This window comes from Pseudomonas batumici (assembly GCF_036585405.1).
Taxonomy (GTDB): domain Bacteria; phylum Pseudomonadota; class Gammaproteobacteria; order Pseudomonadales; family Pseudomonadaceae; genus Aquipseudomonas; species Aquipseudomonas batumici.
Map to the genome: position 1 here is coordinate 5,417,086 of NZ_CP144470.1, position 15,810 is coordinate 5,432,895.

Sequence of the window (15,810 nt, forward strand, 5' to 3'; positions counted from 1 at the left end):
CATCAGGCTACCTCACACAGCGCGCTGGGATCGATAGACAGCGACAAACGCCGACCTTCGGGATGCAAGTCGGCGGCCGAGCGGTTGAGCACATCCACCACCAGTTCCACGCCCCGGGCCACGACCCGATAACGGATGACGTTGCCCAGCAGGCTGTGGCCGCGGATCAGCGCGTCCGGCACGCCCTCGGTACGCAGCTCGATGGCTTCCGGGCGGATGGCGATACGGCTGTTGATCGGTCGTTGCAGCAGGCGGCTGGCCGCGTCGGCATCGAGCAGGTTGTAGTTGCCGATGAAACCGGCGGCGAACACATCGACCGGTGCGGTGTAGAGCGATTCGGCGTCGCCGCTCTGGACGATCTTGCCCTGGTTCATCAGGAAGATCCGGTCACTCATGGTCAGGGCTTCTTCCTGGTCGTGGGTGACGAAAATCGTGGTCAGCCCCAGCTCGCGCTGGATCGCCCGGATCTGTTCGCGCAGGTGCTTGCGAATCCGCGCATCCAGCGCCGACAGCGGCTCATCGAGCAGCAGCAGGCGCGGACGGGTGACCAGCGAGCGGGCCAGGGCCACGCGCTGGCATTGGCCGCCGGACAACTGGTGCGGGTAGCGGCTGGCGAAGTCGTGCAGTTCCACCAGCTTGAGGGCTTCGATCACCCGCTTGTGGCTGTCGTCGGCGTTGACCTTCTGCATCTTCAGGCCGAAGGCGACGTTCTGTTCCACGGTCATGTTGGGGAACAGCGCGTAGCTCTGGAAGACCATGCCGATCGCGCGTTTCTGCGGGCTCAGCGGGACGATGTCCTGGCCGTCGAGGAGGATCTGGCCGCTGTCCACCGGGGTCAGGCCGGCGATGCAGCGCAGCAGGGTGGACTTGCCGCAACCGGACGGGCCGAGCAGGGTGACGAACTCGCCCTTGGCGATTTCGCAGTTGATGTCGCTGAACACCGTGGTGCCGGCGTAGGTTTTTTTCAGGTTCTGGACACTGATGAAGCTCATTGGCTTTTGTCCTTGTTCAAGTGGTTGGCGACCCAGGTGAGCACCAGCACGAAGAGGAAATAGGAGATGACCAGGGCGCTGGTGAAGTGGCCGCTGCTGTTGCGCATGTTGTTCAGGTACACCTGCAGGGTTTCATAGCGGGTACCCACCAGGATGTTGGCGAACACGAATTCGCCGAACAGGAAGGAGAACGACAGCAGCAACGCGACCATCAGGCCCTTGCGCAGGTTCGGCAACACCACCAGGAAGGCGGCCTGCCAGGTGCTGGCGCCGAGCAGGTGGGCGGCGTCCATCAGGTCGCGCAGGTTGATCGCCTGCAGGTTGTTGGTGATGGCCCGGTACATGAACGGCAGGGCCACGGTGAAGTAGCAGCCGATCAGGATCCACGGCGTGCCGACCATGGCGAACGGCCCGGAACCGTACAGCTGCAACAGGCCCACCGAGGACACCACCGGCGGCACCGCGAAGGGCAGCAGGATCAGGATGTTCATCAGCGCGTCGAGCTTGGGGAAGTGGTAGTGCACCACGAACAGCAGCGGCAGGATCAGCGCCACCGACAACGCCAGCGAGCCGACGCAGACGATCAGCGACTGGCCGAACGCATCGAGGAAACGCGGATCGCTCCACAGTTGCAGGTACCACTTGAAGGTGAAACCGCTGGGCAGGACGGTTGCCGACCAGCTGCTGGCAATCGAGTACACCAGGGTGCCGGCCAGCGGCAGCAACAGGATCAGGAACAGCAGGCGGACCACCACGCGGTGGTACAGGGCGGCGGAGCCGGGTTCAGCGCGCGACATGGTAGCTCCTCTTCAACAGCCACTGATGGATCACGGTCACGAAGGTCATCATGCCCACCAGGATCACCGCCAGCGCGCTGGCCATGTTCGGGTCGAGGCTGATGTCGCCGGAGACCATGGCGGCGATACGGATCGGCAACACGTTGAAGTTGCCGGTGGTCAGTGCATACACCGTGGCGTAGGCGCCGAGGGCGTTGGCCAGCAGGATCACGAAGGTGCCCAGCAGCGCCGGGGTCAGCACCGGCAGGCCGATATGCCGCCAGAACTGCCAACCGTCGGCGCCGAGCAGCGCGGCGGACTCGCGCCAGTCTTCGCGCAGGGCGTCGAAGGCCGGGTAGAGCAGCAGCACGCCCAGGGGAATCTGGAAGTAGGTGTAGAGAATGATCAGGCCGGTCTTCGAGTACAGGTTGAAATCCTGAATGATCCCGGCCTGCTTCAGCATGATGGTGATGGTGCCGTTGAAGCCCAGCAGGATGATAAACGCGAAGGCCAGGGGCACACCGGCGAAGTTGCTGGTCATGTTGGCGAAGGCGTTGACGAAATCCCGCAGGCGCGAGTCGACCCGGCGCAGGGAATAGGCGCCGAGCACCGCGATGAGCATGCCGAACACGCTCGACCAGAAGCTGATTTCCAGGCTGTACTGGATCGCTTGCAGGTAGAACTTCGAGTTGAAGATCTTGCTGAAGTTGGCCAGGCCCCAGCCGCTTTCTTCCGATTGCAGGCTGTTGATCAGCACCCAGGCCAGCGGCGCGATCTCGAACACGATAAAGAACAGGGCAAAGGGCACCAGGCAGAGCACGGCGAGCCATTTGCCACGGGTGAGTGAATTCACTTCAACAGCTCCCGGCATACAGGTTTGTCATGGGGGACGCCCAGCAGTTCGCAGATCGTGCCGCAGAGTTGCGTCTGCGCGGGCGTGGCATCGGGATTGAAACTGAAGGCGTCGCCGAGGACGAACAGCGGCACTTCGCGTTCTTCGGCCAGCAGGCCGTTGTGCGAGCGGTCGTTGTTCATGCCGTGGTCGGCGGTTACCAAGACCTGGTAGCCGGCGTCGAGCCAGCCTTGCAGGTAGTCGGCGAGGATGATGTCGGCCGAGCGCGCGCTGTTGCGGTAGGGCGCACTGTCGAGGCCGTGCTTGTGGCCGGCGTCGTCGATGTTCATCGGGTGCACCAGCAGGAAGTTCGGCGCGTGTTGCAGGCGCAGGCTTTCGGCGTCGGCGAACAGATGGGAATCGGGGTAGTGGTCGACCCAGTAGAAATGGCCGTGCTGGATCGCCAGGCTTTCATCCCGGGTATGTCGGTCGCGGGCGGCGACGAAGGGCGAGCGGTTGTAGAGTTCGCTGACCCAGTGATAAGCCGCCGCGGCGGTGCGCAGACCGGCGTCGCGGGCGTAATGGAACACGCTGCGCTGGTTGGACAGGCGCGAGACGTGGTTGTGCGCGATGCCGCTCCGGATCGGAGCCACACCGGTGAGAATGCATTCGTAGAGTGGTCTGGAGAGCGAGGGTAACTCGCATTCCAGTTTGTACAACGCCGCGCGTCCTGCGCCTGCGTAAGCCTGGAGGTGGCCCATGGCGTGCCGGGCGACCTCGTAGTTCAGGCCATCGAGCACGACCAGGATAACGTTGTGCGGCATAAACCAGACCTCGTCATGAAGGGGAATATCAACCTCCCTTGTAGGAGCGAGCTTGCTCGCGAAGGACGTCAACGATAACGCGGGGTACCTGATACCCCGCGGTGCCCTGACTACCATCGCGAGCAATCGAGCGTCGACCGGCTGCTCCTACAAGGAAGTCCCTTGCTCCCGCTACCGTGCGGGAACAAGGGTCGTGGGTTATTGCATGTTGATGATGACTTCTTCCTGCCACTTCTGCGGCAGCGCCTTGGAGGTCTTCTCCCAGGCATCGGCGTCCTTGATCGGCGTGACTTTCTTGTACTGCTCGTTAGGCAGCAGCTTGGCCTTCACGTCTTCCGGCAGGGTCAGGTGCTCGGCACGGATGGGACGTGCGTTGCCACGGGCCAGGTTGGTCTGGCCGGCGTCGCTGAAGATGTACTCGCGAGCCAGCTTGGCCGCGTTCGGGTGCTTGGCGTATTTGTTGATGATGGTGGTGTAGCCGGAAATCACCGAGCCGTCCGATGGGATCAGCACCACGTAGTCGTCCGGGTTGGCCATCTTGGCCTTGTAGCTCAGGCCGTTGAAGTCCCAGACCACGCCGACTTCCACTTCACCCTTTTCCATGGTGGCGATGGTCGGGTTGGCGAGCGACAGGCGACCTTGCTTGGCGATCTCGGCAAACATCAGCAGCGCAGGCTGGATATTCTTCTCGTCACCGCCGTTGGCCAGGGCGGCGGCCAGTACACCGTTGGCGGCCTGGGCGGCGGTGCTCACGTCACCGATGGAGACCTTGTATTTGCCGGTCTTGAGGTCAGCCCAGCTTTTCGGGGCTTCGGAACCGTGCAGCAGCTTCTTGTTGACGATGAACGCGATGGTGCCGGTGTAGGCCAGTGCCCAGTTGCCGTCCTTGTCCTTCGCCCACGCCGGGACCTGCTCCCAGGTGCTCGGCTTGTACGGCTGGGTCACGCCCTGCTTGACCGCGATCGGGCCGAAGGCGGCACCGACGTCGCCGATGTCGGCGCTGGCGTTGTCTTTCTCGGCAGCGAACTTGGCCACTTCCTGGGCCGAGCTCATGTCGGTGTCGATGTGCTTGAGGCCGTACTTGTCGCTCAGGTCTTTCCAGGTGCCCGCCCAGTTCGCCCAGTCATCGGGCATGCCGACGCTGTTCACGGCGCCTTCTTTCTTGGCGGCGGCTTCCAGTGCTTTCAAATCGGTGTCAGCGGCCATGGCGGAGGTGCACAGGGCAATGGTCGAGCCTAACAGTGATGCCAGGAAAAGCTGTTTCATCCGAAGCTCCTTTGGGCGTTTTCAACGCGGCGATTTTTATCGGTGGTTGTTATGAACGTGGTGCGGTTGGTTGGATCTTGATTGGTCTAGGTCAGCAATACCTGAGCCAATTTAAGCCTACTGGATGACACTTTGATGTCGGCATCAGTCCTGCAAGGTTTTTTACCAGTGCTGCTCATGAGCACTTCCTCAAGCGTAAACAATATGTAATTAACTGATATTTAAGGAATTTATCTTTATGGTACGGCCGTCCATGTGCACCGTTTCGTCGCTTTGTCACATATCAGTCATGTGCATTGCCTAGGCTGAGCGCTACAACTGGAGACCGCGATCCTGCGCGGTTCTGCCCTCAAACAGTGCTGGTCTAGTCCAGATAGGTAACGTTGATGCGTGAAGAGGCACCAAAGGCGGTGACAGCCATCGGTCAGGCCCTGCATGAGCAGATCGGACACGGCCTGCTGCCACCGGGTAGCAAGTTGCCCGCCGAGCGCAAGCTCAGTGAGTTGTTCGGTACCACCCGGATCACTGTGCGCGAGGCCTTGTTGCAGTTGGAGGCCCAGGGGCTGATCTATCGCGAGGAGCGTCGCGGCTGGTTCATTTCGCCGCCGCGGCTGGCCTACAACCTGATGCAGCGTAGCCACTTCCACGCGATGGTCAGTGCCCAGGGGCGGGTGCCGTCGACCCAGGTGATTTCGGCACGTTTGCAGCCTGCGTCGGCGGCGGTGTGTGACTGGTTGCAGTTGCCGGCGTTGTCCAGCGTGATCCAGATCTGCCGGGCGCGGCGGATCGACGAGCGGCTGGTGTTGTATGTCGAGCATTACCTCAACCCGCAGTACTTTCCGGGGATCCTGGAGTTCGACCTGAACCAGTCGATCACCGAGCTGTATGCCCGGCATTACGACCTGCATTACGGGCGGGTCAGGTTCGAGATCGTGCCGACCTCATTGCAGGTCGAGGCGGCAGCGGCGTTGCGGGTATCGGTGGGGAGTCCGGGCCTGCGTATCGCCCGGGTCAACTACGACCAGCACGGACGGCTGATCGACTGCGACCTGGAGTTCTGGCGACATGATGCGATTCATGTCGGGGTGGATGTGGTGTAACCATTCCCCTGTAGGAGCAGCCGGTCGACGCTCCTACAGGTTCGGTGGCGGGTTCAGGATTTCGGTGTGGATTCCGTCTCCGGATCACCACCGGCGGTGACCACTTGCACACTCAAGCGCGGTGTCGCCAGGTCCAGCCCGGCCTCGTCCATGGTGCGCTTGAGTGCCAGGTTGAACGCCCGCGAAACCTCCCACTGCTTGATCGGCGCGGTCTTGAAGCGGGCACGCAGTATCGCGCTGCCGGACTCGAAACTCTCCACCCCCTGGATCTCCAGTGGCGACCAGATATTGCGCCGTTGCAGCGGGTCGGTGCGCATCTTCTGGCCGACATCGCGCATCAGTTTGATCGCGCTGTCGATGGCCATGTTGTACGGGATCGCCACCCGGAAGATCGCGTAGCCGAACTCCCGCGAGTAGTTCTTGATGCTCTTGATCTCGCTGAACGGAATGGTGTGGACGATGCCGTCGATGTCGCGCAAGCGCACCGTGCGGATGGTCAGCCCCTCCACCGTGCCGAGGTGGCCGCCGACGTCGACGTAGTCGTCGATGGCCAGCGAGTCCTCGATGATGATGAACAGGCCGGTGATCAGGTCCGCCACCAGCGACTGCGCGCCGAAACCGATGGCCAGGCCGATCACGCCGGCACCGGCCAGCAGCGGCGTGACGTTCATGCCCATGTTCGCCAGGGCGACGATCAGCGCGATGATGAAGATCGCCACGAACAGCACGTTGCGGATCAGCGGCATCATGGTCTGCGCCCGGGCATTGGCCAGGCCCTTGCGCGAGCGGGTCAGGGCGTGGTGCACGGCGGTGTCGCTGAGAATCCACACCAGCCAGGCGAAGATCAGCGTGCCGCCCAGGCTGAACAGCTTGACGCTGACCTCATGACCCTCGCCCTCGGTGAAGCGGATCAGCGACATGCCCCAGACCCGCAGCCCCAACTCGATGAACACCAGCCACACGGCCAGGTGCACCAGGGTGTAGCCGAAATTGGTCAGGCGCTCGGAGTACAGGGCGTGACGCCTGTTCCCACGTTCGGGCTTGAGGGCATGACGGCGGACCAGGCCGTTGATCACCATGCACAACACCACCAGCACGGTGCAGATCAGCGATTGGCGCAGGGCGGTGCTGGTATCGCCGGCGGAGACGAAGGTGGCGACCAGCGAGATCGCCACCAGGATCAGCGCCGGGACGAACCAGAAGGTACCGAGGATCGACAGGGTGTCGCTCAGGGCGCGGCGGGTCAGGCGCCGGGACAGCGACTGGTTGCGGATCAGGTGGGCGATGGGCCGGCGGAAACGCACGATGAACAGGCCGCTGGACAGCGCCGCCATGACGTTGGCGAAGGTGGCGGCGGTGTGGGCCAGGTGGCCGCCGAGGCTGGCGATCATCCGTGGGTCGCTGAGCGCCTCGCCAAAGGCGGCGAAGCTGCCGATCAGCCACAGCGGGCGGAAGGCCTGGCGCCGCAGGATGTACAGGGCCTGGTGGCGATGCTGGCCGTCGAGCACGGAGAAGGCGATCACGCAGATGGCCGAGAAGCAGGTGCCCACCACCAGGGCATAGGCCAGCACCATCGCCAGGTTCTTGCCCAGGGACGAGGGCAGCGCATAGCTCATGTACACGGTGATGAGCAGGGCGATCAGCCAGGGTCCGAGCTTGCGCAGGGCGAAACGCAGCAGGTCGACGGTGCGCGGATGCTGCGGCAGTTCTTCGCTGAGGCCGAAGCGCAGGCGGACCTGGCGACCGAGCCAGATCATGGCCCAGGCGAGGAAGCTCCAGAGCGCCAGGATCAGGGCGAAGGCGAAGACCATCGGCAGCCATTCGCTGGCCGGCAGCATCAGGTCCATCAGCTCTCCCTTGGCCAGGTCGAACTCTGTCGACCAGCGACTGAGGGGGCTGTCGTCTCCGGAAAACTGCTTTTCGAAGCCGGCGAGGGTGCTGCCGATCAACCCCAGTACGCCTTCCTCGGTGGCCGGTTGGGCTTTCCTGGTGCTGTCGCGGAGTTTTTTCAGGTCGCTCAGCAGCTTGGCGCGCTGCTGGTCGTTCTCCAGGTTCTTGATCACTTCATCCAGCGATTGCGCCAGGGGTTCGCTGGGCGTCGGCTGGGCTTTTTCCGCGTTGGAGAGCAGGCTCGGCAGGCCGGCAGCCTCGGCGCCGGCCAGCGGCATCAGCGTCAGCAGGCAGGTGAACAGAAGGGCAGGCAGGGCGAAAAGGCGGGCGAACACTAGGCAGTCAACCATGGACGATACGGGTCGACGAAGTGTACGTCAGGCGTGGGGCCAATGCATTTAATCGCTCAGTTGGGCGAGGATCTTGTAGACCACGGTACCGAGGATGAACAGCATGCCGACCCAGAGCAGCAGGACCCCGCCGTTGCGCTCGCGGAAGTTGAACCCGACGGCCAGCATCAACATACCGCCCAGGATGGGAATGAGCATGGTGTGGAAAGCGAAGGGCGAGATCATGACAACGACCTGGTCGAGGGGGTTACCTTGAGTCTAGGTCGGTTTGGCGCAGGTGGGGGTTATGTGTATCTGCGCAGATCAGGGGCTGTGGATATTCTCTTACGGTCAACACGGCCACTGTGGGAGCCGGCTTGCCGGCGATGGGGCCCTTGTGACTGGCATCGCCCTTGCGGGCCTCATCGCTGCGGTGCGGCGTTCCGACAAGCCAGCTCCTACAGGTTTTGTGTCGTTTCAGGTCCTATGGCAGTTCGCGGCTGGCGTAGAACGCGCTCAGGACTTTCACCAGGTGCGCCAGGTCGTGGCTGCCGGCCAGCTCGCGGATCGAGTGCATGGCGAAGGTCGGCAGGCCGATGTCCACGGTACGCACCCCCAGGTGGCTGGAGGTGATCGGACCGATGGTCGAGCCGCAACCCATGTCGCTGCGCACCACGAAGCTTTGCACCGGTACTTCCTCGGCCATGCACAGGTGACGGAAGAACCCGGCGGTTTCGCTGTTGGTGGCGTAGCGCTGGTTGTTGTTGACCTTGATCACCGGGCCGGCATTGAGCTTCGGACCATGGTTGGCATCGTGCTTGTCGGCATAGTTGGGATGCACGCCGTGGGCGTTGTCCGCCGAGACCAGCAGGGACTTCTGGATGGTCCGCACGAACTCGTCGCCTTCGGGCAGCAGGCGGCGCAGGGTCTGTTCCAGCATCGGGCCGTCGGCGCCGCAGGCCGAGCACGAACCGACTTCCTCATGGTCGTTGCAGACCAGTACGCAGGTTTCCTCGCTATCGGCGCCGAGCAGCGCTTGCAGGCCGGCGTAGCAGGACAGCAGGTTGTCCAAGCGCGCACCGGCGATGAAGTCGCCGTTCAGGCCGATGACCGCGGCGGCCTGGGTGTCGTAGAAGCTCAGCTCGTAATCGAGCACCACGTCGGCGTTCAGGCCGTGCTCGCGGGCCAGTTGTTCGGTGAGCACGGCGCGAAAGTCGACCCGCTCGTCACCGGCGAACTGGGCCAGGATCGGCGGCAGCTCGTTCTGGGGATTGATCGCCCAGCCCTGGTTGGCTTCGCGGTTGAGGTGGATCGCCAGGTTGGGAATGGTGGCGATGGGCAGCTTGAAGTCGATCAGCTGGCTTTCGACCTTGCCATCGCGACGGAAGGTGACGCGCCCGGCCAGCGACAGGTCGCGGTCGAACCAGGGGGCGAGCAGGGCACCGCCGTAGACTTCGACACCCAGCTGCCAGAAACCCTGGCGTTGCAGTTCCGGTTGCGGCTTGACCCGCAGGCACGGGCTGTCGGTGTGGGCGCCGACCAGGCGGATGCCGCCGAGCAACGGCGAGGCGCGACCGAGCTTGATGGCGACGATCGCAGAGTCGTTGCGGGTGACGTAGTAGCGACCGTTGGCCTCGGTGTGCCAGGTTTCGCGCTCGTCGAGGCGCTGGTAACCCGCCGCTTCCAGGCGCTGAACCAGGCTGGCGGTGGCATGGAACGGGGTGGGGGAGGCCTTGAGAAAGTCGATCAGGCCTTGGTTCAACTCTTCGCGCATAAGTAACTCCAGACAGCAGTGTCGGGAGTTTACCGTATTTGCGGACGGTTCCCACAAGCTCAGAACGGCGCCGGGCACTCGAAGCGTAGGCGTTCGCCGGTTTGCGGGTGGGTGAAGCTCAGCATGCTGGCGTGCAGGCACAGCCGTGGCCAGGCGGCCAGCGCCTGGGGATGCGCATACAGGCCGTCGCCCAGCAACGGATGACCGATGGACAGCATGTGCACCCGCAACTGGTGCGAGCGCCCGGTGATCGGGGTCAGTTCCACGCGGCACCAGTCGCCGCAACGCTCCAGCACCTTCCAGAAGGTCAGCGCGTGCTTGCCGAACTCGTGGTCGACCACGTGGCGTGGCTTGGTCGGTGGGTCGTAGCGCAGCGGCAGGTCGATGCTGCCGCTGTCCAGCTCCGGCTGGCCCCAGCAGAGGGCGGTGTAGGCTTTTTCGGTTTCCCGGTCGTGGAACTGTCGCGACAGTTCGCGATGGCTGTCCGGGTCGCGGGCCAGCAGGATGATCCCCGAGGTCTCCCAGTCCAGTCGATGGACGATACGGGCTTCGGGGTAACCGTTTTCCTGCAGGCGGGTAATCAGGCAGTCCTTGTTGTCATCGGCCCGGCCCGGAACGGAGAGCAGCAGGGTCGGCTTGTCCACCACCAGCACGGCGGCGTCCTGATGGAGGATGCGGATATTGGACAGCGGCATTAAAACAGTCTCGTGACAAACGCCAACGGCGGCCCGAGGCCAAGCCCCTTGTAGGAGCGAGCTTGCTCGCGATACGGTTCGACAGTCGACTAAGGTGTCGCCTGATAAACCACTATCGCGAGCAAGCTCGCTCCTACAAAAAGGCCAGGTCCCGGGCCGCCGTAGCTCCAGCCGGATCGATCAACGATCGGGCAGGGTGATATTGAGTTCCAGGATCGAGCAGCTGCCCTGGTTTTCCAGCGCCACGTGCACGTCGTCGGTTCCGATATTGACGTACTTGCGGATCACCTCCACCAGTTCCTTCTGCAAGGCGGGCAGGTAATCCGGGGTGCTGCGTTGGCCGCGTTCGTGCGCCACGATGATCTGCAGACGCTCTTTCGCGACCGACGCGGTGCTTACTTTTTTGCTGGCACGAAAGAAGTCAAAAAGGTTCATTGCTTAGTTGCCTCCAAACAGGCGCTCGAAGAGTCCTTTCTTCTTCACATCGAGGAAGCGATGTTCCAGGGTTTTACCCAGCAGGCGGTCGACCGCATCGCTGTAGGCCTGGCCCGCATCGCTCTGGTCGTCGAGAATCACCGGCACACCCTGGTTGGAGGCCTTGAGCACCGCCTGGGATTCGGGGATCACGCCGAGCAGGGTCACTGCGAGGATTTCCTTGACGTCTTCGACGCCCAGCATCTCGCCGTTGCTCACGCGCTCGGGGTTGTAGCGGGTCAGCAGCAGGTGTTCCTTGATCGGGTCTTCGTTGTTCTCGGCGCGGCGCGATTTGCTCGCCAGCAGGCCCAGCATACGGTCGGAGTCACGCACCGAGGACACTTCGGGGTTGGTCACGACGATGGCTTCGTCGGCGAAGTACATGGCCAGGTGGGCACCGGTCTCGATACCGGCCGGGGAGTCGCAGACGACGAACTCGAAGTCTTCCTTGAGGGCCATCAGGACCTTTTCCACGCCTTCCTTGGTCAGCGCTTCCTTGTCACGAGTCTGGCTGGCGGCCAGCACGTAGAGGTTTTCCAGGCGCTTGTCCTTGATCAGGGCCTGCTGCAGGTTGGCTTCGCCCTGGACGACGTTGACGAAGTCATACACCACGCGACGCTCGCAACCCATGATCAGGTCGAGGTTACGCAAGCCGACGTCGAAGTCGACGATCACTGTCTTGTGGCCCCGCAGCGCGAGGCCGGTACCGATGGCGGCGCTGGTGGTGGTCTTGCCCACACCACCCTTGCCGGATGTAACCACGAGAATCTTGGCCAAGGTGTATCACCCCTAAAGGAATAAAGGACTTTCAGCCCCTGAAGAACGTCACTAAAAAAATAACTGTAGTCGTGCAGCGTCGGTTGGAAAGCGAGGAAAAGTCTGAAGTACCTCGGGTTATTCTTACCTTTCGCGATTTCCCACACCGTTCGAGCTGTTTTCGCTACGAGAAGGTGACATTTTGGAAATGGCGGCAAGTATCCGTTAAAGACGGATGATGTTCAACACGTCCCCGGACAAGCTGACTTGAACACCGGCGCCCCACAGCGGATCGCGGCGTAAATCCTCGGAAACCTTGTACTGTCCGGCGATCGAGATCAGCTCGGCACTCAGTTGCTGGCAGAAAATCCGTGCCTTGGTGTCGCCCTTGATGCCCGCCAGGGCGCGACCGCGCATGGGGCCGTAAACATGGATGTTGCCATCGGCCAGAAGTTCCGCGCCGGGGCTGACGGAAGAGATCACCACCAGATCGCCGCCCTGAGCGTAGACCTGTTGGCCGCCGCGCACCGGCGAGGTGATGATTTTCGTCGGCTTGACCACCGGCTCCGGTGGTTTTTCCGGTTTTTTCTTTTCCAGGCCTTCGCTCGGGTCGACCGCGCGTTCCCGGGCGCCGGACGGTGGCAGCACCGGCAGGTCAATGGCAATGGCGGCAGCAATGTCTTCGATGCGGTTGGCGCGGATCGCCAGGGTACGCAGGCCGTGGTGGCGGCAGACGCGCATCAGGCCGGGCAGGTCGATGGGGCCCTGGCCGTCCGGTAGTTTGTCCAGCGCCAGCACCAGCGGGGTGTTGCTGAAGAAGTTCGGGGCCTGGGCGACCTTGGCCGCCAATTGCCGATCGAGGGCGTCGAGGTTGTTCTGCGCCAGTTCCAGCACCGTGATGGCGAGCATGCTGCCCTTCAGCTGGAACACGGGATCCTGGTCTAGCGGTTCGGTTTGGCTCATGGTCGGCATAACGCAGCTTGTCACTAAAAGTGCCGAGACTTATAACGAGAACGCCCTCGGGCCGCAAGCCGGCGCGAACCGTTGTAGAATGCGCGGCCTTGTTGTCTGTCCGGAATCACCCATGGATCGCCCGCGTTTTCGAGCTGCTTTTCTTCATCCCCGTTACTGGCTGCTATGGCTGGGGTTGGGCTTGCTGTGGCTGATTGTCCAGCTGCCCTACGGGTGCCTGCTGTTTCTCGGGCGTTTTCTCGGCGCCGTGATGTACCGGGTGTCGGCCGACCGACGGACGATTGCCGCTCTGAATTTGAAGTTGTGCTTTCCGGCGTTGTCCGACGCCGAGCGCGACCGCCTGCTGCGCAAGAATCTCGCCTCCACCGGGATCGCCTTCTTCGAAATGGCCATGAGCTGGTGGTGGCCCAAGCCCCGCCTGGCACGCCTGGCCCATGTCGAAGGCCTTGAACACCTGCAGCAGGCCCAGCGCGACGGCCAGGGCGTGATCCTGATGGCCCTGCATTTCACCACCCTGGAAATCGGCGCGGCCCTGCTCGGCCAGCAGCACACCATCGACGGCATGTACCGTGAGCACAACAATGCGCTGTTCGATTTTATCCAGCGCCGTGGACGCGAGCGGCACAACCTCGATTCCCTGGCGGTGGAGCGCGACGACGTGCGCGGCATGCTCAAGCTGCTGCGCGCCGGTCGGGCGATCTGGTACGCACCGGACCAGGACTACGGCATCAAGCAGAGCGTGTTCGTGCCGCTATTCGGCATCCAGGCGGCGACCGTGACCGCCACCAGCAAGTTCGCTCGCCTGGGCAAGGCGCTGGTGATGCCGTTTACCCAGGAGCGCCTGGCGGACGGCAGTGGCTATAAGCTGGTGATTCATCCGCCGATGAGCGACTTCCCGGGGGAAAGCGAAGAGGCCGACTGCCTGCGGATCAACCAATGGGTCGAGGTGGCGCTGCGCCAATGCCCGGAGCAGTACCTCTGGGCCCATCGCCGGTTCAAGAGCCGGCCGCCGGGCGAGCCCAAGCTCTACCCGAAACGCGGCTAGAATCAACCGGGTGTTGCCGCAGGGGGCGGGCCTGGTGTATCAGGGTGTTACCTGATTGATGGAGTGTCGCGATGAGCCCAGCTGAACCGGTCACCGGTCTGATTCTTTCCGGAGGGGCGCGCGAGCGGCCTATCAGGTGGGTGTGCTGGCGGCGATTGCCGAATTGTTGCCGGCCGGGGCGGCCAATCCCTTTCCGGTGATCGTCGGGACTTCGGCGGGGGCGATCAATGCGGTCAGCCTGGCCAGCGGGGCGATGGACTTCACCGCCGCCATCGAACGCCTGACCGCGTTCTGGCAGGGCTTTCGCAGCCACCTGGTGTTGCGTAGCGACTGGCCGGGGGTGATTCGCCAGGCCAGCCGCTTCGTCAGCCACAGCCTGCTGGGCATGGGCGCGCAGGTGCCGGTGGCGCTGCTCGACAGTTCGCCCCTGCGCGACTTGCTGAATGACAAACTGCACCTGCCGGGTATCGACCATGCCATCGAGCAACAGCAGTTGCGCGCTGTGGCGGTGACTGCTTTTGGCTATGAGTCCGGCCAGGCGGTGACCTTCTATCAGGGCAAGGGGGCCATCGACTCCTGGTTGCGCCATCGGCGGGTCGGCATGCCGACTCGGCTGACCGTCGAGCACTTGCTGGCCAGTTCGGCGATCCCGCTGCTGTTCGCTCCGGTCAAGCTCGGCCGGGAGTATTTCGGCGATGGGGCGGTGCGCCAGTCCGCGCCGATCAGCCCGGCGTTGCACCTGGGGGCCAGCCGGGTGCTGGTGGTGGGCGTCAGCGGCAACCCCCGGGGTGTCGACACCGACACCGAGCGCACCTATGTCGGGCAGCAGCCGAGCCTGGCGCAGATCGGTGGGCATATGCTCAACAGTACCTTCATTGACAGCCTGGAAAGCGATATCGAGCTGTTGCAGCGCTTGAATCAGTTCAGCCGGCTGTTGCCGCCGCAACCGCGCAGCCTGGGTCTGGCGCCGGTGGATGTGCTGGTGATCGCGCCCAGTCAGCCGATCGATGAAATCGCCGCGCGGCATCGGCATGAGTTGCCGGCGGCGTTGCGGTTTTTCCTGCGCGGGCCGGGTGCGACCCGGACCAGCGGTGCGGGGGTCTTGAGTTACCTGCTGTTCGAGGCGGCCTATTGCAGCGAATTGATCGAGCTGGGGCGTCGCGATGCGATGGCCAAGCGCGAGGAGCTGTGCCGGTTTCTGGGGTTGCCGCAGGCTTCGCTGGTGTCGCAGGCGGCGTCGGTGCTTTAGGCACCGGGCCTGCGCGTTACTGCGCCAGCAGGTGCGCCGCCAGGTAACGGGCCACCGATTCCTCGCTGCAACTGCCCAGGCTTTCATGCCCGGGCAGGGCCTGGAACACCTTGGCGTGCGCCGTGCCCATCACCAGGCCCTTGCCGGTGCTCGAGAGCATTTCCACATCGTTCATGCCGTCGCCAAAGGCGATGCACTGGCTCAGCGGCACTTGCAGGAACTGCGCGAGTTTCTTCAGGGCATGACCCTTGGATACGCCGCCGGCCATCATTTCCAGGCACCAGGGCGAGGAAAAGGTGCTGTGCACCTGGGCGCCGAGCCGGCGCTTGAGCTGTTCGTCGAGCACCACCAGGGCCTCGTGGTCATGGTCCTTGTGGATAAAGAAGATCTTCTCCACTGCCTCGCTCGGGAATTCATCAGGGTCCAGCACCGTGGGGCGGAACCCTTCGTGCCGGTTGAACGCCTCCAGCAACTGGCCATCGGCGTTGCTGATCCAGCGGGACTGGCAATACAGGTTGGTCACCAGGTTCGGCTCGTGCCGGGTGGCATCCAGTAGGACCCGCACCGCTTGCGGCGCCAGGTACTCGCTGGTGTCCAGGCCCTTGCAGGCACTGCTGATCCGCGCGCCGTTGGCGGTGATCAGGTGAACCGGCAAGTCATAGGGCCGCAGGATCGACTCGACATCGGGCTGGCTGCGCCCGGTGGCGATGACCACCTGCTTGCCGGCGTCCAGCAGGCGCTTGAGCACCCCGTGGGAATACTCGCCAATGCGGTCGTCCGGTAGCAGCAGGGTGCCGTCCAGGTCGGTGGCGATCAGGTGGTACATGCTTGAGTCC

15 protein-coding genes and 1 pseudogene are annotated in these 15,810 nt (G+C 63.3%); 3 read left to right on the plus strand and 13 right to left on the minus strand.

All coding sequences use genetic code 11. From position 1 onward, the window contains the following. Positions 1 to 2 precede the first annotated feature (2 nt). The 5 genes from NUH87_RS24730 to NUH87_RS24750 form a co-directional block, all read right to left on the minus strand. Positions 3 to 992 carry an ABC transporter ATP-binding protein gene (locus tag NUH87_RS24730; RefSeq protein WP_040065245.1) on the minus strand — a complete coding sequence of 330 codons (990 nt, stop codon included), beginning with the start codon at positions 990 to 992 and terminating at the stop codon, positions 3 to 5. Then, a complete protein-coding gene (locus NUH87_RS24735; protein ID WP_338523054.1) occupies positions 989 to 1,789 on the minus strand; it encodes an ABC transporter permease in 801 nt (266 codons plus the stop codon). Before NUH87_RS24735 ends, NUH87_RS24730 begins: the two co-directional genes overlap by 4 nt. Next, entirely contained in the window at positions 1,776 to 2,621 is an 846-nt protein-coding gene (locus NUH87_RS24740; protein ID WP_338523055.1) for an ABC transporter permease subunit, read from the minus strand. The genes NUH87_RS24735 and NUH87_RS24740 overlap by 14 nt, the downstream gene beginning before the upstream one ends. After that, on the minus strand, positions 2,618 to 3,424 hold the full coding sequence (locus NUH87_RS24745; RefSeq protein ID WP_338523056.1) for an alkaline phosphatase family protein: 807 nt from the start codon (positions 3,422 to 3,424) through the stop codon (positions 2,618 to 2,620). Before NUH87_RS24745 ends, NUH87_RS24740 begins: the two co-directional genes overlap by 4 nt. Before the next feature lie 198 nt (positions 3,425 to 3,622). After that, the gene (locus NUH87_RS24750) at positions 3,623 to 4,690 is read right to left on the minus strand and encodes an ABC transporter substrate-binding protein (protein WP_040065253.1); all 1,068 of its coding nucleotides are present in this window, start codon (positions 4,688 to 4,690) and stop codon (positions 3,623 to 3,625) included. 386 nt (positions 4,691 to 5,076) lie between these two features. On the opposite strand from NUH87_RS24750, the gene phnR reads away from it, so the two are divergent. Beyond that, on the plus strand, positions 5,077 to 5,790 hold the full coding sequence (phnR, locus tag NUH87_RS24755) for a phosphonate utilization transcriptional regulator PhnR (RefSeq protein ID WP_040065256.1): 714 nt from the start codon (positions 5,077 to 5,079) through the stop codon (positions 5,788 to 5,790). A gap of 53 nt (positions 5,791 to 5,843) precedes the next feature. Here phnR and NUH87_RS24760 read toward each other — a convergent pair whose 3' ends face one another. The 7 genes from NUH87_RS24760 to minC all read right to left on the minus strand — a co-directional run bounded on the left by NUH87_RS24760 (position 5,844) and on the right by minC (position 12,671). Further along, entirely contained in the window at positions 5,844 to 8,015 is a 2,172-nt protein-coding gene (locus NUH87_RS24760) for a mechanosensitive ion channel family protein (protein WP_338526930.1), read from the minus strand. A gap of 63 nt (positions 8,016 to 8,078) precedes the next feature. Continuing rightward, entirely contained in the window at positions 8,079 to 8,255 is a 177-nt protein-coding gene (locus tag NUH87_RS24765; RefSeq protein WP_338523057.1) for a hypothetical protein, read from the minus strand. Between the two features lie 238 nt (positions 8,256 to 8,493). Then, entirely contained in the window at positions 8,494 to 9,783 is a 1,290-nt protein-coding gene (locus NUH87_RS24770; RefSeq protein WP_338523058.1) for a M18 family aminopeptidase, read from the minus strand. A gap of 59 nt (positions 9,784 to 9,842) precedes the next feature. After that, positions 9,843 to 10,478 carry an RluA family pseudouridine synthase gene (locus NUH87_RS24775; RefSeq protein WP_338523059.1) on the minus strand — a complete coding sequence of 212 codons (636 nt, stop codon included), beginning with the start codon at positions 10,476 to 10,478 and terminating at the stop codon, positions 9,843 to 9,845. 180 nt (positions 10,479 to 10,658) lie between these two features. Continuing rightward, the gene (gene minE / locus NUH87_RS24780; RefSeq protein WP_040065264.1) at positions 10,659 to 10,913 is read right to left on the minus strand and encodes a cell division topological specificity factor MinE; all 255 of its coding nucleotides are present in this window, start codon (positions 10,911 to 10,913) and stop codon (positions 10,659 to 10,661) included. Between the two features lie 3 nt (positions 10,914 to 10,916). Further along, positions 10,917 to 11,729, minus strand: a complete 813-nt coding sequence (minD, locus tag NUH87_RS24785) for a septum site-determining protein MinD (protein WP_040065266.1) — start codon at positions 11,727 to 11,729, stop codon at positions 10,917 to 10,919. A 204-nt stretch (positions 11,730 to 11,933) separates the two neighbouring features. Then, the gene (gene minC / locus NUH87_RS24790; RefSeq protein ID WP_338523060.1) at positions 11,934 to 12,671 is read right to left on the minus strand and encodes a septum site-determining protein MinC; all 738 of its coding nucleotides are present in this window, start codon (positions 12,669 to 12,671) and stop codon (positions 11,934 to 11,936) included. 121 nt (positions 12,672 to 12,792) lie between these two features. Between minC and NUH87_RS24795 the strand changes: the two genes are divergently transcribed. Together NUH87_RS24795 and NUH87_RS24800 are read left to right on the plus strand one after the other, a co-directional pair. Next, positions 12,793 to 13,725, plus strand: a complete 933-nt coding sequence (locus tag NUH87_RS24795) for a lipid A biosynthesis lauroyl acyltransferase (RefSeq protein WP_338523061.1) — start codon at positions 12,793 to 12,795, stop codon at positions 13,723 to 13,725. A 71-nt stretch (positions 13,726 to 13,796) separates the two neighbouring features. Beyond that, a pseudogene (locus tag NUH87_RS24800) lies at positions 13,797 to 14,974 on the plus strand (patatin-like phospholipase family protein). Positions 14,975 to 14,990: 16 nt separating this feature from the next. On the opposite strand, the gene NUH87_RS24805 reads toward NUH87_RS24800, so the two are convergent. Continuing rightward, positions 14,991 to 15,800 carry a Cof-type HAD-IIB family hydrolase gene (locus NUH87_RS24805; RefSeq protein WP_338523062.1) on the minus strand — a complete coding sequence of 270 codons (810 nt, stop codon included), beginning with the start codon at positions 15,798 to 15,800 and terminating at the stop codon, positions 14,991 to 14,993. Positions 15,801 to 15,810: the final 10 nt, after the last annotated feature.